15 protein-coding genes and 1 pseudogene are annotated in these 18,705 nt (G+C 36.7%); 13 read left to right on the top strand and 3 right to left on the bottom strand.

All coding sequences use genetic code 11. From position 1 onward, the window contains the following. On the top strand, positions 1–233 hold a 233-nt coding region (locus AB1498_10880), incomplete at its 5' end, for a hypothetical protein (GenBank protein MEW6088793.1). 56 nt (positions 234–289) lie between these two features. On the opposite strand, the gene AB1498_10875 is transcribed toward AB1498_10880, so the two are convergent. Both AB1498_10875 and AB1498_10870 read right to left on the bottom strand, forming a co-directional pair. Next, entirely contained in the window at positions 290–1,213 is a 924-nt protein-coding gene (locus AB1498_10875; GenBank protein MEW6088792.1) for a bifunctional riboflavin kinase/FAD synthetase, read from the bottom strand. Continuing rightward, a complete protein-coding gene (locus AB1498_10870) occupies positions 1,210–2,745 on the bottom strand; it encodes a long-chain fatty acid--CoA ligase (GenBank protein MEW6088791.1) in 1,536 nt (511 codons plus the stop codon). The genes AB1498_10875 and AB1498_10870 overlap by 4 nt, the downstream gene beginning before the upstream one ends. A gap of 145 nt (positions 2,746–2,890) precedes the next feature. Here AB1498_10870 and AB1498_10865 point away from each other — a divergent pair, with 145 nt between their 5' ends. The 11 genes from AB1498_10865 to larE all read left to right on the top strand — a co-directional run bounded on the left by AB1498_10865 (position 2,891) and on the right by larE (position 15,927). Continuing rightward, a complete protein-coding gene (locus tag AB1498_10865) occupies positions 2,891–3,787 on the top strand; it encodes a DUF58 domain-containing protein (GenBank protein MEW6088790.1) in 897 nt (298 codons plus the stop codon). Next, positions 3,788–5,716 carry a BatA domain-containing protein gene (locus tag AB1498_10860; protein ID MEW6088789.1) on the top strand — a complete coding sequence of 643 codons (1,929 nt, stop codon included), beginning with the start codon at positions 3,788–3,790 and terminating at the stop codon, positions 5,714–5,716. A gap of 1 nt (position 5,717) precedes the next feature. Further along, positions 5,718–7,925: a glutamine amidotransferase gene (locus tag AB1498_10855; GenBank protein MEW6088788.1), complete on the top strand. Its 2,208-nt coding sequence runs from the start codon at positions 5,718–5,720 to the stop codon at positions 7,923–7,925. Between the two features lie 73 nt (positions 7,926–7,998). Beyond that, entirely contained in the window at positions 7,999–9,063 is a 1,065-nt protein-coding gene (locus AB1498_10850) for a hypothetical protein (GenBank protein ID MEW6088787.1), read from the top strand. Between the two features lie 122 nt (positions 9,064–9,185). Next, complete coding sequence (locus AB1498_10845; GenBank protein MEW6088786.1) at positions 9,186–10,163, top strand: polyprenyl synthetase family protein; 978 nt, start codon at positions 9,186–9,188, stop codon at positions 10,161–10,163. Between the two features lie 109 nt (positions 10,164–10,272). Next, positions 10,273–10,980, top strand: coding sequence for a PDZ domain-containing protein (locus AB1498_10840; GenBank protein ID MEW6088785.1), 708 nt, complete (start codon positions 10,273–10,275; stop codon positions 10,978–10,980). Continuing rightward, positions 10,958–11,629 (top strand): DUF4159 domain-containing protein, encoded by a 672-nt coding sequence (locus tag AB1498_10835; GenBank protein MEW6088784.1) that lies wholly within the window; start codon positions 10,958–10,960, stop codon positions 11,627–11,629. The genes AB1498_10840 and AB1498_10835 overlap by 23 nt, the downstream gene beginning before the upstream one ends. Before the next feature lie 4 nt (positions 11,630–11,633). After that, a complete protein-coding gene (locus AB1498_10830; GenBank protein MEW6088783.1) occupies positions 11,634–13,604 on the top strand; it encodes a DUF2723 domain-containing protein in 1,971 nt (656 codons plus the stop codon). Between the two features lie 196 nt (positions 13,605–13,800). Next, positions 13,801–14,166: a hypothetical protein gene (locus AB1498_10825; GenBank protein ID MEW6088782.1), complete on the top strand. Its 366-nt coding sequence runs from the start codon at positions 13,801–13,803 to the stop codon at positions 14,164–14,166. Further along, positions 14,167–14,997 carry a FliA/WhiG family RNA polymerase sigma factor gene (locus AB1498_10820; GenBank protein ID MEW6088781.1) on the top strand — a complete coding sequence of 277 codons (831 nt, stop codon included), beginning with the start codon at positions 14,167–14,169 and terminating at the stop codon, positions 14,995–14,997. A 120-nt stretch (positions 14,998–15,117) separates the two neighbouring features. Next, entirely contained in the window at positions 15,118–15,927 is an 810-nt protein-coding gene (gene larE, locus AB1498_10815) for an ATP-dependent sacrificial sulfur transferase LarE (GenBank protein MEW6088780.1), read from the top strand. Positions 15,928–16,353: 426 nt separating this feature from the next. On the opposite strand, the gene AB1498_10810 is transcribed toward larE, so the two are convergent. Then, positions 16,354–17,058 carry a hypothetical protein gene (locus AB1498_10810; protein ID MEW6088779.1) on the bottom strand — a complete coding sequence of 235 codons (705 nt, stop codon included), beginning with the start codon at positions 17,056–17,058 and terminating at the stop codon, positions 16,354–16,356. 468 nt (positions 17,059–17,526) lie between these two features. On the opposite strand from AB1498_10810, the pseudogene mnmA reads away from it, so the two are divergent. Further along, positions 17,527–18,618: pseudogene (mnmA, locus tag AB1498_10805) on the top strand (tRNA 2-thiouridine(34) synthase MnmA). Positions 18,619–18,705 lie beyond the last annotated feature (87 nt).

Raw genomic sequence — 18,705 nt, 5'->3', positions numbered from 1 at the left:
ACGGCATGAATTTAAGTCCTTCCGACAGGGAGAAGGCAGACACTATAATAGAAAAATTGGAAAAAATAAGGCTCAGGAACGCGGATACAAAGAAAGAATTTGAGAAAAACATAGAAGATACTTTGAAAGCAGTTGACAAACTGATTGAGATGACAGGTATAGACAGGACCTCCCTTAGGTTAAAGCTGGATGAGATTATGAGGATTAATGAGGTGAGGTGGAGCAGAATGTAAAGTTTTCTTACAGCCTATGTATTGCAGCTATAATATACTTTGTTGGCGGTTTTTTTCTAATAGTCTGACAGAATTTTTTCCTTTTTAATCTCTTCAATATCCTTTTTTATCTGTGTTATCAATTCATTTTGCGAGGCAAATATTTTTTCCTCGCGGATGAATTTTAAAAATTCCACTTTGATAAATTCATGATATATGGTTTCGTTGAAATTGAGGATATGAATTTCGACGGTAGGTTTGTAGCTCCCGTAAGGGTAGGTGATACCGATGTTCGCGGCGCCCGCGTATTTTTTACCGGAAAACTCCACTCGCACCGCGTAAACCCCTTGCCCGGGTATAAGCTCATGGTGGGGTTCCAATGTGGCTGTTGGAATTTCAAATTTAAGCCCTTTGCCGTGGACAATTTTACCCCTGATGGAATACGGCCTGCCTAATAATTTATTTGCCGTTTCGATTTCCCCCTGGAGCAGGAATTTCCTGATATTGGTACTGCTAACAATAATATTATCAAGAAATAAGGTTTTAACCAGGTTTACTTTAAAACCGTATTTCCCGGAATTCTTTTTTAACAATTCATAAGAACCTTTTTTATCCTTCCCGAAATTAAAGTCTTCCCCGGCAAAAATCGAAGAAATTTTTAAGTTGTCATAAAGAACATTTTTAATAAAATCCCCGGCGGGAATGGAAGAAAATTCCCTGGTGAAAGGAATGCATATGGCTGTGTCAATCCCGGACTTTTCAAGCATCTCCATTTTTTCATGAAACGGCGTGAGAAGCAGAATTTCTTTTTCCGGGTGCAAAAATTTAAACGGGTGCGGTTCAAAAGTCAAAACTATTGCCTTACCGTTTATGTTATTTTTTTCTTTAATCATCTCTTTAAATATCGCCTGGTGTCCGAGATGGACGCCGTCAAAGTTGCCGATAGCAAGTACTGCTTTTTTATTGTCCGGGAAAGGATGAATGGCGCGTATTATTTTCATAGGGTACTGTTCCCTTCTTTTGCCTGGTTTCGCAATGTTCTCTTCAATATTTTACCTGTCGGGGTTTTTGGAAGATTTTGCATAAATTCAAAATGATGGGGTATTTTGTAGTCCGCGAGCTTGTCTTTGCAAAATGTTTGGAATTCATTTATAGACGCGGTCTGGCCTTCCTTGAGGACTATAAATGCCTTTGAGATTTCTTTATAATGTTTGTTCTTTATTCCTACAACGGCGCATTCGGCAATTTTTGGATGTTTATAAAGCATATCTTCTATCTCGCGCGGGTAAACATTTATTCCGTGGCACAAAATCATATCTTTTTTACGGTCGACAATATAAATGTAATTTTCATTGTCCATTTTTGCAAGGTCCCCGCTAAATAACCAATTATCTTTTATTGTTTTATTTGTTTCTTCCGGCTGGTTCAAATATCCTTTCATTATATTAGGCCCGCGCACAATAAGCTCGCCGATTTCACCGGCGGGCAGCTCTTCGCAATTTTCATTTACTATCTTAACATCCACCCCCGGGATTGCCGCCCCGATCGACCCGGGTTTTCGCGGTTTATTTTCCGGCATTATGGAAACAACCGGCGATGCCTCTGAAAGACCGTAGCCTTCCAAAAGGGGTATCTTAAATTTTTTTTCGAATCTTTCAAGTACGGCCGGCGGAAGCGGAGCCCCACCTGACACGCATAACCTTACCGGGTTAAAGAAAAGGAGAAAACCGGGTATTTTCGCCTGGGATAAAATCTGATACAGATTTGGTATGCACACGATTATGGTTGCCCTGTGCTTGATTATATTTTTTATAACGTTTGAAAACGGTTTGATCGATTCTATTATGACGATTGTGATTCCCCTGTAGAGCGGTACCAGTATGCACACGGTAAGCGTAAAAGAATGAAACATGGGCAGGATGTCCAGAACCCTGTCGGAATTGTATGTCTTTATTGCCTCCAGAATTGATTTAACATTGCTTAAAAGGTTGTTATGACTTAACATTGCCCCTTTGGGACAGCCGGTTGTTCCTGACGTGTAAATAATTATAGCTGTATCATTTTTATTTCTTTTAATATCCGGGTTTGTTTTCGGACAATCTGAATATATATTTCGCAGGGACAAATATTTTGCCGATTCTTCCAGCAGGATTACTGATTTTAAATGAGGGAGCTTTGCAATGATTTTTTCTAATTCTTCCGTGAAACAGCCCATCGTGATAATAATTTTTGCCTGGCAGTCATTCAGAATATATTTTAACTCCTCTGCCTTTAAAAAAGTGTTCAGCGGGACAGCGGCCGCGCCGGTTTTAAGGATGCCAAAATAAGAATAAATATAATCGGGGGAATTTTTGAGGAGAATAGCTGTTTTTTCACCGGGATTAAGTTTTAATTTTATTAAACTGGCAGCAATCTGGTTACTTTTTTCATTTAATGTGTTATAATTTATTTTCTTATTTTGAAAAATAACGGCTGTTTTTTCAGGCGCAATTTCAGCCTGGTATTCCACTATTTCATATAATGTATTTATCATAATAAAAAATATTAACACAGTAATTTTTTATTGTCAATTTTAATGCTTAGATGATAAGATAAAAGATTAAAAGACCGAAGACTTAAGACGTAAGACTGGAGGCTTAAAAATTTCAGCCTTCAGCCGGAAACCTAAATGGAGTATTATGTCCGATTATAAGAAATATCTCGACCCGCAGGTGGTCGCGAAAATATCAAATCTTGAATTAGTCGCCCGTCTTGTTGTCGAAGGGTTTGTCGCAGGACTTCATAAAAGTCCATACCGGGGCTTTAACGTGGAATTTGCGGAACACCGCCAGTATAACCCGGGAGATGAAATCCGCTACATTGACTGGCGGGTCTGGGGGAAAAGAGATAAATATTACGTAAAACAATTTGAGGAGGAAACCAACCTTAAATGCTATATTCTTTTGGATAAAAGCGCTTCCATGGGATATTCTTCCGGCAAGATAACCAAGCTTATGTATGGTGTATATCTTACTTCCGCTCTTTCTTATCTTATGCTCAGCCAGCGGGATTCCGCGGGCCTTGTAACTTTTGACAAGGATATAAGGACATACCTGCCTCCGCGCAGCCAGCCGGCATATTTAAAGGAAATATTGAACTCCATAGCCGGTATTGAACCTTTTGAAAAGACTGATTTGAGTTTTGTGCTTCACCGCCTGGCGGACAAGATTAAACGAAGGGCGCTTATTTTGATTATATCGGATTTTATGGATGACATGAATAAAGTTATAGCCGGGTTAAAACACCTGAGGCATAAAAAACACGAGGTAATTGTTTTCCATCTGATGGATGTCCAGGAAAAAGAATTTAATTTCAGCGAACCTCTGGAATTTATCGACATGGAGAGCAATGAAGTTTTGAAAACCGATTCAGCCGGGATAAAAGCTTTTTACCGCCGGAAGGTTGACGAATACCTGAAGGATTTTAAATACCGCTGCGGGGAGGGTTTTATTGATTATTCACTGCTTTTGACATCCGCGCCTTTTGATATCGCCCTTTCAAATTACCTCGCTAAAAGAAGAATGAGGATGAAATAGATGTTTTCGTTTTTAAACCCGTTATTGCTTTTTGGCCTGATTGCGGGGGCAGTCCCCTTAATTATTCATTTCCTTACAAAACGGGAAACCAGGAAAATATTTTTTGGAAGTATCCGTTTTTTAAAAGAACTGGAAGAAAACAAGAGAAGCCGTATTAATATCGATTTTCTTCTGCTTCTTCTTCTCAGGATACTCATTATTGTTTTTTTCTGCGCCGGGTTGGCAAGGCCTTTGACATCTTTTGGATTTTTGGGATTGGGAAACAAGGAAGCGAAAAGCATTATCTTTCTTATCGATAATTCTTACAGCATGGGATACAGGGACACCGGAAATACACTTTTTTTAAAAGCGAAGAAAAAAGCGGAAGAAATTATTGACGGGCTTTCCTTGAACGACGAGGCAGGTATAATATTTTTTAATGAAAAACCGGTCCGCCAGAGCATTGGTTTCACAAATAACAAACAGACGTTAGATAATATCCTGCAAAATACAGGGCTTTCTTTCGCAAAAACCGGGATGCAAAATGCGTTAGAGGCGGCAAATGAATTTTTTGCCCAGGCAAAAAATTCAAAAAAAGAGCTTTATATTCTTTCGGATTTTCAAAAGAACGGTTTTTCAGATATACAATCCGTTAAAGGAATTAAAGTTATCCCGCTTGTTTTCAGGCCGGGGGTGCCTTCTAATATAACAGTGACAGGCATGGAGTTTCCGAATTATATAAGCTCTAAAAATACTACAAGGATCAATTTCCATATAAAAAATACCGGGGAAGAAAAGAAATTGCATGCCATATTGTATCTCGAGAAAAATAAGATTGGCGAAACAGACATTACCATAAAGGATGATTCGGAGGGGACCGCGGTTTTCTTTTATTCTTTTCCTGAAAAGGGCAGATATAAAGGATTCCTGGAAATCGAAGGAAGCGATAATTTAAAGGCGGACAACAGGTATTATTTTTGTGTTGAAGCCATGAAACCGCTGCAAGTCCTTTTACTTGCCGGGAACAAAGAAAACGGGGAAGAAAATTTTTACATTAAACAGGCGTTATCTTCAACAGGAGATTCACCTATAATATTAAAAGACCTTTCCGTTGAAAAATCAGATTATGGGGTTTTTCAGTCTTTTCCCGTGGTCATTCTCAATAATCTGCCGCGGATAGACAGGAAATTGGAGGAAGCGCTTTTAAAATTTGCAAATGCGGGCGGCGGGATATTAATAAGCCTGGGCGGCAATATTTCGATAAAAGATTACAGCGGTTATTCTTCACTGCTTCCCGCAAAATTGCAGTTTAAAATCGGGAGCGAGGAAGAAACCAGTAAATATTATAAAATAATGTCGTTTGATAAATCCCATCCGGTATTTAAAATTTTTACAGCGGAATCTTTCGCGTCAACCCATTTTTATTCCTTTTTTGGCACAGAGACGAATCTCCTGGACCTGAATACCCGTGTCTTAGCCAGGTTTGACGATGGATATCCCTTCGTTATAGAAAAAAAGACGGGCCTGGGAAAAGTTTTGCTCTTTACCTCATCTCTCGATTCCGGCTGGAGTGATTTCCCTCTAAGAAAGAATTATCTTCCATTACTGCACCAGGCGGTTTATTATCTTTCCCAATCACAAGAGTTGAAAAAAAGGCAGGTTATACTGGAAGGTGAATTTTTTGATAAAGAGCCGGGGATTGATTTAATTAAACAGCCGGATGATTATATAGCCCTCAATCTTTCTCCGGAAGAAGCTGATTTATCTTATGTTTTAAAAGACGAGATAGATAAAAGATTAGAAAGCAAAAACCTTGATTTAAAAGATATAAATCCCGTTTTAGCTCCAAAAGAAGAAATATCCGGTATATTTTTACTTTTGGTCTTAATTTTACTTGTTTTGGAGAATATAATTTCCAACAAAGATATAAAAATCGCCGGGCCGGAGTAAAATGCCAAAAATTATTTTTTCACCGCAAATCCCTGTTTTAATAATATTGTTCCTTGTTTTTATTGCAGTGGCCGTGACATTTTATACCTATAAACGTGTAACCGGCAGGCCGGAATTGATACTTGTATCCCTGCGGTTAACAGCGATTCTTGTTATTTTATTTGTCCTGTTCCAGCCTTTGATTTCTATAACGGGGCAGAAAAAGGAAAAAAGCAATATTATTTTTCTTATTGATAACTCGGCAAGCATGGGAATTTTAGACAAAAATGGAAAAGACAGGCTGTCCAGGCTGAAAGAATTATTTAAAGAAAAGAATATTTTAAATGATTTATCAAAGAAAAATAACGTGCATTATTATTCATTTTCCGGCAAGCTGAAAAAGATGAATATTAATGATATTGGGGCGTTGAAAGCCGGTGAAACCAAAACTGATTTTTTTGCCGTGTTATCGGAAGTTGATAAAGATTTCAGAAAAGAATCAATAGCAGGGATTTTTATTTTAAGCGACGGGATTGATAACCATCCTGAAAATAAGTTTAATTTACCCGGGGACCTTCCGTATCCGGTTTTCACGATAAGCCCCGGGGAAGAAAAGACACTCAGGGATATAAATATAAATCTCAACAATGTGCCGGAAAAGGCGTTTCTTGACAAAAAAACAGCCGTAAATTTTACTATTGAATTATCCGGTTTTGGTGCGAAAAATGTTTACTGTGTCCTCAGAGAGGACGGGACAGAAATAAAAAAAGAAAAATTTAAAGTTTTGCCCGGAAAAAACACATTGTCTTTGGAATTCACTCCAAAAAATACAGGCCCGCATCATTATTTGCTATACATACCCAATGAAATAAATGAAGCAACTCCGGAGAATAATGAAGAAGAATTTTATATGAATGTAATTAAAGATAAACTTTATATTCTTGTTCTTGGGGGGGCGCCTTCTCCGGAGTATAAATTTTTACATAAATACGTTTCCAGGGAACCGAATATAAAATCCCGGTTTTTAGTATCAAAAAATAAAAACGGCGATTTTTTTAAACTTGAAGAAAACGAGGGGAATGATTATTTCCCTGTGAAAAAAGAGGATTTGTTTGAGTATGACCTTATTATTTTTAACGATATTGAAAGAAAAAAAATACCGGAAACATTAATATCATGGATCAAAGAATTTACAGGCGGCCGGGGCGGCGGAGTTTTGATGCTGGGAGGAAAGAATTCTTTTCATGAAGGAGGATACAGCGGTTCAGCGGTTGAGGATATTTTGCCCGTAGTTTTTAAGAAAGAAGGTCCTTTATTGAGTGAAAGCAAATTTTCGTTTGAATTGACTAATGACGGAAAAACACACCCCGCGGCACAACTGATTCCTGATTCTTTAAAAAATACACAAGTTTGGAAGGAATTGCCTGTTTTGGAAGGATATAATATTATAAATAAAGGAAAACCGGGTGCGTTGATTTTGGCTGTGGCGTCGCCGGATAAAAATAACATAGTTTGGGCCGCGCAATCTTACGGCAGGGGAAGGACAATGGCGGTTATGGCAAATGATTTATGGCGGTGGGATTTTTTAATGACAGGAATAGGAAAAACTTCCGAGTATTATGAACGTTTTTGGAGCCGTGTTATATCATGGCTGACTTCAGTTAAAGGGGACGTTTTTGATGTTGAAACCGATAAGCTTGTTTACTCTTCTGGAGAAACTGCTAATTTAATGGCTTCACTATATCAGAAAGAATTAACTTCTTTTAAAATAAATGGTTTTGTAAAGGAAAAAAAAGAAAGAAACAGGGAAGTTAAAGACATTATTGTTTTTTCTTCTTACAGCGGAAGCAAGGATTTATTAAAGGCGGAATATAAACCTCCTGTGCCGGGGGAATATGATATTACAGTTGAAGCTTTTGGCGGTAAAGGTTTTATAGGCAGGGTGATAAAAAAAATATTTGTTAAAAAGGACAGAGCAGAGTGGCAGAATATCAAAATAGACGAAAAATTTCTTAAAGAAATTTCAGACAGGAGCCATGGTAAATTTTACAAAGCAGAGGAGTTAATTCCCTTTGAATTTAAAAAGTTCGAGGGTGATATTAAAAACAAAATATTAAAAACAAAAGTATCTTATGACCTTAGCCTATGGGATAATGTTTTCGTTTTCTCTCTGTTTGTAATTTTGCTTGCCTCCGAGTGGTATTTGAGAAAAAGAAGAGGCTTAAAATAAGCCTTATAAAAATTTTCTTTGAACTTTTCTAAAAATTTTGATATAATTCATTAAAATAAAAGGTAAGGAGAATATGAAAAACATCAATCGTATCATATGTGTTTTGTTTTTTTTGTTTATATTAAACCTGTCTTTGAAAGTTAAAGCGTTTAATTTTTCTGTCCATGGGAAAATGACAGTCCGGCAGGATATGGGTGATGCGGACGAGTTAAAGAAGGTAATAGCTGACCCCTCCGGCACTACTTCAGTAAGTATTGGCGGCGATAATGAAAAAAACCGTGACATGCAAAACATATACACAGGTGTGGATGAAAGGACCTTTGACGCAGGGACCGGGCTGGATTTGTGGATTGATTCCAGAGTGAACGACAAAATTGATGCCCGTATCGGGTTTTCCGGCGCCGGTAAAGGCCAAACCAGGATAGTTTTAAGCGATACATATGTAAGCCATAAAATAGATGTTGTGGGTGACTTTAGGGCAGGGTACAGTAAACCGAAATTTGGTATAGACCCCGCGCTTTTTGGTGAAGAACTGGCGTTAGGAGGGACAAGCCCTGAACGTTTTAACACACGCCACTGGCAGTTGGTCCTGAACGGAAAGGCAGAGGTCGTAGATTATTCTTTTGCGTTAATTGATGGTTTCGGCCATGATACCACAACAAGTGTCAGGCCCCGGCCGAGCAAGGATTACTGCCTGGATTTTTCGACAGAAGCCGGCAAGGGATTTAGGGTGGGAGGTTCTTATTACAATGACAGGATTACAGAGGATGCAGAAGATGATGTGTCAAAATACGCTTTTTATTTGATATATACAGGGAATAATTTTGATTTTAAATCCCAGTACACTGTTTATATTAAAAAAGATAAATTTACAAATTTTGCTGTCGGCCCAGGGGCAACCAGGGATATAATTCCATCCGGGTATTGGATAAATATGAACTATAGATTCTATGAAAAGGTAATGGGAATACTGCATTATTCTGCATGGGATAAATACAGGGAGATTTCTCCCCAGCTGGAGTTTAATTTGGCGGAAAATTCTGATTTTCGGATTATTTATTTTAAATACAGCGGCCCTGGCGAAATGAGGACGTTTGACAGCGATATATTAAGAACAGAAGTAGAAATAAGTTTTTAATATCAGGAGTAAACCCCCACACCAAATCGACTGATTTAAGTGGGGTATCCGATGGTGCAATTTTGAAAGTTTACAATACAGTAATAATTTTAACAACAATGGATTTGGTGTGGGGGTAAACTTTGTTTAACCTGATTTTCCTGTATAATTTGATAAAAAGTGAGTTAGATGAAGTTGAAGTTGAGCTTAAAAAAGAAATTGAAGCTGATAACGCAAAGATTTCGCCTGTTATTTCTCATATTTTATTGCCGGGGGGGAAACGTGTCCGCCCGGCAATTTTAATCCTTTGTGCAAAACTCGGCGAATTTGACAGGGAAAGAAGCGTTAAACTCGCTGTTGCGATAGAGTTAATTCATACTGCGACACTTGTTCATGATGATGTTGTGGATGAAGCTAATCTCCGGCGGGGGAAACCCTCAATAAACGCAAAATGGGATAACAAATTTGCCGTTCTTCTAGGGGATTATTTATACACAAAGGGTTGTCGTTTACTTTTAAAAGACAAGGACATAGAAGCGATAAGATTGGTTATCGGGGCCACCAATGACATGACCGAGGGGGAAGTCCTCCAGGAAGCAGCTAAAAACGATCCGGAAGTCAGTTTTGAAGACTATTTATATATAATCCGTGCGAAAACGGCGGGATTAATTTCAGCCTGTGCCAAGGCTGGCGGTATGTGCGGTGGTTTATCCCGTGATAAGATTTATGCGTTAGAAAGGTTCGGCTTAAATTTAGGCATTGCATTTCAGATAATTGATGATACACTGGACTGGAATGCAAAAAAAGAAAAACTTGGTAAACCGGTGACCAATGATTTGCGTGAAGGCGGATATACACTCCCTTTGATATATCTTCTCCAGGAATCTAAACCGGATGATAAAGATACGCTTTGTAAAATGCTTGATAGTGAAGGGTTGAATGAAAATGATATTCTGTATATCCGCGGTAAAATGAATGATTATAAAATACTTGAGAAAGTAATTGATATGGGAGGAAAATATATTCAATCGGCCAAAAAAGAACTGGAAATATTCCCTCCTTCAAAAATAAAACAGGCGCTTGTAACATTAACGGACTACATCATAGAAAGGGATTGGTGATAAGTAAATGCAAAAATCAAAATGTAAAATGAACCCAGCTCTTCCTGAAAATAAAGGAAGGCTTGGGGAAAGTATTAGGTTCTCTATTAACTATGGAAGGAAGAGCTGGGTGAAAAATTGTAGTATATTTTTTTTATTTTTGGTTATATTTAATTTTAATTATGGTTTTTCAGAAGAAACTAAAAGTAAGCCTGATGTTCAGAAGGGAATTGAATTAGAAGAAAAAATTAATAAAACCCCGTGGATGGGTTTAATTATAAAAGATTATTTTAAGGAGAGGACAAAAAAGAGAGAGGCGGATGGAGTATTAGTTGATGATTTTATCGAAAAAAGCCCTGCTAAAATATCGGGGATTGAGAAAGGCGATATAATTAAGCATATTGACGGCCAATCGATTAAGACACAATATGAATTTGAAACTGCAATTTTCAGCAAAAAAGTCGGTGATAAGATAAAGGTAAAACTTTTACGCGATACAAAAGAAATAGAATTGGAAATTACATTAGAAGATACATGGGGACAGGTAAGGGAACTTCTGGAGAGGCTCGGTTTTAAGGTTAAGGTTGTGGAAATTTCGGATAAACCTGTGAATATTATTGTTTCTGATATTAAAACAGATTCAATATCCTATAACGCCAAATTAGAAAAAGGCGATTTGATAATCGGCATAAACCGGAAAACTTTTAAAGATTTAAAAAATTTTGGCCAGGTAGCCAGCCAGGTTAAATTAAATGAACCTGTTTTTTTAACAATCATTCATAACGGGTCAGTTTTGACAAAAGAATTGAGTATGAATGTTACAGAATCTAAAAAATAGGCTTTTATTATTAATTTTTTTATTTTTTGCTTTGAATAAATTTTGTTCCGCGTGGTCAGAATTTACCATTGCAAGGTTGAAATACAGCGGAGGGGGCGATTGGTATAATGATCCGTCCCTGATTCCAAACCTCGCCAAAGAAATACAAAAAAATACAAATATTAAAGTTTCTTCAAAAGAAAAAGTTGTTTCGATTGAGGATGAGGATTTTTTTTCCTATCCGTTTTTATTTGCAACCGGGCATGGCAATATAAAATTTTCCGATCCGGAAATAACGCGTCTCCGCACTTATTTAACAAACGGCGGTTTTTTATATGTTGATGATGATTATGGTATGGACAAATATTTCAGGCAGGAATTAAAAAGGGTTTTTCCTGATAAAGAATTAATAGAATTGCCGTTTTCTCATCCAATTTATCATTTAGTTTACAAATTTCCGGAAGGTCTGCCCAAGGTCCATGAGCATTATCCCGGCCGGCCTAAAGGACTGGGGATATATCATGAAGGAAAACTGGTCCTTTTTTATACCTATAACACAAATATCAGTGACGGCTGGGTAAGCCAGGAAGTTTATAATGACCCCCCTGAAATTAGAGAAAAAGCGTTTGAGATGGGGATTAATATAATTACCTATACACTCTTATATTAAGCGAATGAAAATATTTGCGGAAGAAGATAAGCCTTATTTTATAGGTATCATAGTTTTTCTTATTTCCCTGGCAGTCTATATTCATACTTTAGCTCCCACCATAACTTATGAAGACAGCGGTGAATTGATTACCTCTCCGTATATTTTGGGAATTACACATCCTTCAGGTTATCCTCTTTATACAATAACAATGAAAGTTTTGATGTCTCTGTTTCTTGTAGGTAATATCGCTTTTAGAGGTAACTTGGCCTGTGCGGTTTTGGGGTCATTAAGCGTGTTAATGGTTTATTTTATTGTTTTAAGGATTGAGAGGAGCCTGGTAGAAAAAGGGAAAACTTCAACGGGGATTTTACTTGACGGTTTTGTCCCGGCGGTAATCGCGGCAATGCTTACCGGCTTCTCCAGTATGATATGGCTTCATTCTGTTACCACGGAAGTTTATACGTTAAATCTCTTCCTTATGATGCTTCTGACCTGTCTTTTGCTGGTATGGGACAGTAAAAGGGATATCCGCTATATTTTTCTGGGTTCATTAATTTATGGCCTGAGTTTTGGGAACCATGAGCAGGCGGTTCTTTTTTTTCCTGCATTTATATATTTTTTATTGGCCACGGACTGGAGGGAAATATTCAAAATAAAACATCTTGTTTGTATGATATTTTTGTTTGCTTTTGGGCTTACAATTTATGTTTATTTACCCCTTCGTTCAGCTCAAAACCCATACCTGGATTGGAGTAACCCGGAAACCATGAGGGGATTTTTGTTTGCCGTTAACAGAGAGCAATATGGGGCATTGAACACAGCGCGTGATATTAAAAAAATAATTCAGCAGTTTAATCTTTTCGGTTTTATTGAACAGGTCAGTATCTGGACTTTCTTTTTTTCTTTTTTTGGATTATGGAGACTATTTAGAAAAAACCTGAAATTATTTATTACTTTTTCGTTAATCACTTTTTGCAGCGGGATTGGTTTTATTTTTATAGTAAATCCGCCCATCCCCACACATATTTTTGCCCTTCTTAGAACATTTTATCTGCCTTTATATGCGGTGTTTGCTGTCTGGATAAGCTTCGGCGTAGCTTTTATCCTGGAAAAAATTCATTTTTATTTAGAAAAAGTCACGCCTGTTTCCCCTGGCATGTGGGTTTTTATTTTAGTACTGGTTTTCCTTTTACCTTTGACATCTCTTTTTGATCATTATGCGTTATATGATTTAAAGAGAAACTATTTTGCTTATGATTTCGCGGCAAATATGGCGAGAACCTGTGAGGAAAAAAGTTTGATTTTTACTTCTTTATCGGGCGATACTTTCCCCTTATGGTATTATAAATACAGCGAGGGCAGGAGGAAAGATTTGGCTGTAGTGCACCAGAGAATGGCTTCTATGCCATGGTATTATGCCCAGATGATGCAGGAAGAACCGAAATTGGTTTTAAAAAGAAAAGAATTCGCGGATTGGAATTACATAAATTATTTAACGGAAAGAAGTAAAATTATTACAGAAGATATTGAAACATATAATCCCGGCTACAAATTTTATTATACATTATTTGCCAGAGATTTTTTACAGAAAAGCAGTCCGCTGCAATTTAAAGGTATTCTCTGGCGGGAGAAAAATGCGGATTTTACTGATGAAAAAATATGGCTGGATTATTCATACCGGGGTCTGGGGAAGCATAAATCTATTCGCCTTGTCAGGGACAATGAAATATTGCGGCAGCTATTTGCCTTCAATTTAAACATGGCAAGGATTTATTTAAAAGAAAAAAAGGCGGACCTTGCGATTTATCAATATCAATCAGCTAATAAGATTTATCCCACCCCCGAGGCATATTATAACCTGGGTTTTTTATATGCAGAGAAAAATATTTTTAATTCTGCCGTCAGGGATTTTAATGATTTTTTGAAACTTGAGCCGGATTCCCCCCAGTCCCAAAAAGTTAAAGAATGGTTAAAGGAAATCGCCCGCCGTTGATTGCGATATTTTTGTCCTGATTTTCAGTTTATTCAAAAAAAGTATTAAATAAAAAATTATATAATACGATAATATTATTATATTATTGTATAAAATATTACGTATATTTATAACTATCTATAAAATATAGTTATATTTTGCTTGACATATATTTTTTATATAATATAATAATACTATAATATTATAATACTATACTATGGATTTTATAACAATAAACAAAAAATCTTTAAAAGACAGGAAAAAAGAAGTGATGATTAATAAACTGGGTTTGTCACATGATAACAGGCTGAAATTAAGGATAAAGGATGACGCCCTTGTGAAGATTTTTAAGATCCGGCAGAAAAATATCCAATTACGTATTGATCAAATAAAAAAATTAAGAGAATACGCGTTCCACAGCGGGAATATAGACGGGATACAGCTTAATGACAGCGAAATATGCAGGGCGGCACTGGATTTATTTTTTTGGCTTGACGTTGATCCAAAATCAGTAAGAAATGAAGAGGAACTTTTGGAATTGGGTAAAAAGAAAATAAAAAATTCAGAAGGGAGGATCAATTAGATGAAAAACATTTCAAAACTGTTTTTTTCTGCCAAGGACCAGAATCCTGTTTTGGAAGAGGATGATGACTTATGGAACCGGTATAAAAAAAGAAAAGATTACAGGGTTAAAGAGGTGATTATTAAAAAATATATGTATCTTGTTAAATATGTTGTCAGCCGTATTGAGATGTGCCTGCCGACATATAAACCGAACAGCGAATCGGACGATCTCGTAAGCTGCGGTATAATCGGGCTTATGGATGCAATCGAGAAATTTGACCCGGACAGGGGCATAAAATTTAAAACATATGCTATCTCGCGCGTGAGAGGAGCGATCCTGGATGAATTAAGGGCGTTAGACTGGGTCCCGCGTTCAGTCAGGCAGAAGGCAAGACAACTGGAGGCGACCTGCAGTGAACTGGAAAACGAATTAAAACGGCAGGCTACTGATACTGAAATGGCAGGCGCATTGGGCATTAGCATGGATGATTTTTATAATCTTGTCACAAAAGTGAATAATACGGCTGTTGTTTCACTGGATAAATTCTGGACTGTTAAAGATGACGACCAGGCTGTCCAGATGCTTGATTTGGTTGAAGATTTTAAGATCCCGAACCCGGAGGAAGAAAGCGAGTCACAGGAGAAAAAAGAAGTTTTGCAGCAGGCTATTGAGAGGCTGCCTGAGAGGGAAAGGACAGTTGTTTCTTTATATTATTTTGAAGAGTTGACGTTGAAACAAATAGGAGACCTTCTTGATGTGTCTGAGTCGAGAGTGTCACAGATGCATACCAAGGCCATTTTGAGGCTGAAGGGTAAATTGTCCAAGGTTAAAGATGATTTAGTTGCATAATAGGAAAAAACAAATTCATTAAAATAATTTATTGACAATTTTATATATTGGGATAGAATTTCTTATTACCGGCTTTAGAGTCGGTTTTTTTATTTTATAATAAGAGGCCCTAATGGTATCATGGAAAGTATTTTGAAGGAAAAATTTGAAAGGCTGAAAAAAAACATTAAAAAAATGGGCGCGTTTATACTGGCTTATTCCGGCGGGGCGGACAGCGCATTTTTGCTGAAAGTCGGACATGATGTGTTAGGCAGGAATATTTTGGCGGTTACGGCGCAGTCAGAGACGTATCCTGCAAGAGAATTAAAGGAAGCCGTGAAGTTAGCTAAAGCTATTGAAGCGAGGCACATGGTAATAAAAACAAAAGAATTAAATAATAAAAATTTCAAATCCAATCCTCCCGACCGTTGTTATTTTTGTAAACTTGAATTGTTTGCAAAACTGGCTGATATTGCAGGGAAAGAAAATATAAAATGGATATGTGACGGAACCAATAGGGATGACTTGAAAGATGTCCGTCCCGGCAGGCAGGCGGCAAAGGAATTTGGTGTCCGCAGCCCTCTTTTGGAGGCCGGGTTAACAAAAGAAGACATACGGCGGCTGAGCCGTGAATTGGGATTACCGACATGGAACAAGCCTTCAATGGCTTGTCTTTCCTCCCGGATACCTTATGGAGAAGAAATAACAAAAGAAAACCTTGTAAAAATAGAAAAAGCGGAGAAATTTATTTCCATTTTGGGGTTTAAATCATTTCGCGTGAGGGTCCATGGAAACCTTGCAAGGATTGAACTTGAAGCTTTGGCCATTGAACGGTTAAACAGGAAAAATATCCGTGAAAAAATAATCAATAAATTTAAATCACTGGGTTTTGTTTATGTGACTTTGGATTTGCAGGGTTACCGCACGGGAAGTATGAATGAGGAGTTATAAATCAAATAAATCATCGGTATGCCTTTTTTTATAAAACATTCTTACACTTATTCCTTTAAATATATTATAAGCTCAAGTGGAGCGAAAAGTTTTTATTAAGAACGTTATCTATCTTTTAACTACGTCAATCTGCGATCTCATTAATCTTTATTTGTGTTTTTTTATTATTAAGGAACTTAAGACAAGAATAATACCAATCAAAAATAAACTAATACTTATCCAAAGTTGAACATGAAGGGGCTCTATAACCAAGTTGAAATGTACAAAGGAGAAATTAAAATATTTTCAGAAGGTGTAGGCAAGGGTTCTACGGTTATAATTAAATTGCCGTGCGTGTAATTTGGCTGCAAAAAAAATAATTTAATCCGGCAAGGCAATACAAAATGCGGTAAAAAAACGCCCGAAATCTCAATTTGTTAAACATCGTCAGGAAGGTAATGTCTCAGTATGAGTACTTTTAAATGATTTATGGGCGTCTAACCAGCGTTTGATAGATTTTACTGCCGTATCACGCAGGCCGGAAATTTCTGATTTCAAATCTTTTATTTTTTCATCAGAAAAATATTCTTTTTCATATTCTTCTATATTATGATAGTCCTTTAGAAATATTTGAATTTTTTCCCTGAATTTATGAATATCATCATATAAGCTTTTGGGAATATAAGGCTGAAAAAAACCGAGTTTGTTTTCTAAATTAAATACAGATACAGCAAGATCTGATTCGAATTCATTGAAATGTCTTTTGTTAACCAATATATCTGAAGTTGCTATGTTGTATGCTTTATCGATAAGGGCCGACAACTCTTCAGCAGTTTTTACATTGTAATTGTATAATTCCTTGACCATGTCTAATATGGCTTTTTCTTTATCCAGAACTTGTTCAAATCTCTCACTTTCTTTAATTAAATTTTGATCCAGTTGTTTTTTTAATTCACCCTTGTATTTTTCAAGGGCTTTTTCCAGACTGGCGTTTTCTTCAGATAAATTTCGATTCACCTGTTTTTTTAGCTCAGTCTTATATTCTTCAAGTTCTTTTTTTAATTTTTGTAGAATTATATATGCGCCTGTAAATATCAAAACGGCAAAAATAATTCCACTGCTTATCAATATGATAATTAAATTACTGCTCATTTTAAATTCTCCTGTTGACGCTTTAGCTGAATTTGCCGGCCGCTTCAGCAAGTCATCCACTTCTTAAAAAATTAACAGAATTATTTAACACATTTTCCTCTTTATTCCCTCGATTTAAAATTTTAATTATTCAAGATGTTCTTTCTTATTCATTTTTTTCTCTTAATTTGTTTTAACAAGTCTGTCGAAAAAACCTTTTTTAAAAGAATATTTCTTCAACTTTTAATTTGATTTTCTATTTTACCACTAAAATCTTCGAAAATCTTAAGTATTTTTTCTGCATTTATTAAGTTATTTTCCCGTTTATCATTCAACTTTACGCGAATTCCATTCCATACCTGTATATTTTACCAATATTATGGATAATTGCGAACAATTTCCATTGGATAATTTTTATCTTTTCTTTTTGTTTGTCGATAAAATAAAGCAAAATAATTTAATTGGAAAAGTGCTGCAAAATGCAGTAAAATAAACGGTAAAATGGAAAATATGAAAAACAAAAAAGTGCTTGTCGCGATGAGCGGAGGTGTGGACAGCTCGGTAGCGGCGTTTTTGCTTAAGAAAAAAAGGTTTGATGTGCGCGGAATAACGATGCTGATATGGCATAATGAAAATGAGTGTCAGGTTAACAAAAGCTGCTGCTCGCCCGACGATATTATCGACGCCCGGCGTATAGCGTCGCAGTTAAAAATACCATTCCAGACAATTAACCTGGTCAGGGAGTTTAAAAAATACGTAATTGATTATTTTTGCGGGGAATATTTAAAAGGGGTAACGCCTAATCCGTGCATTGTATGTAATGAGAGAATGAAATTCGGGTATTTGCTTGATTACGCGAAGAAACACGGCATTGATTATGTCGCGACGGGGCATTACGCGAGAAATTATTTGAATAAAAAAACAGGAAGATACTCAATCAAGAAAGGAAAAGACAGGGAAAAAGACCAGTCCTATGTTTTGTTTTCATTGACGCAGGAACAGCTTAAACATGTTATTTTCCCGCTGGCCGGATTGACAAAAGAAGAGGTTAGAGAGATAGCAAGGAAAAACGGATTAATCACGGCCAGGAAGAAAGAAAGCCAGGAGATATGTTTTATCCCCGATAACGATTACCCGGAATTTATAAATGAACATTTTAAGCTGAAAGAAAAAGAAGGGTTAATCCTTGATATTAATGGTAAAATACTGGGGAAGCACAAGGGTATTTATCATTATACTATCGGGCAGAGAAAAGGCCTCGGGATTTCTTCGCCTTATCCATTATATGTTTTAAAGATAGACATAACGAACAATACGGTTATCGCGGGAAAAGACGAGGATTTATACGGGAAGGAATTTATCGCGGATAATGTTAACTGGCAGGCAATAGATAGATTAACAAGACCGGTTTTGGTAAAAGCAAAGATAAGGTATAAATTTATAGAAGAAAAGGCGGTGGTTTTCCCTCTTGAGGGGAACAAGGTAAGGGTCGAGTTTTTAAAACCACAGCGCGCGATAACACCCGGCCAGGCGGTTGTTTTCTATAAGAAAGATACAGTGGTAGGCGGGGGATGGATAAAATTTTTCACGAGTGAAAAATTTTCCCAAAATACACATTACACACACAAATTACAGAATTGTTTTATAAAATATACAATAATTTGCAAA

The organism is bacterium (assembly GCA_040754625.1).
GTDB lineage: Bacteria > JACRDZ01 > JAQUKH01 > JAQUKH01 > JAQUKH01 > JAQUKH01.
The sequence above is the reverse complement of the archived record's forward strand: the minus strand, read 5'-3'. Positions and strand labels throughout refer to the sequence as shown.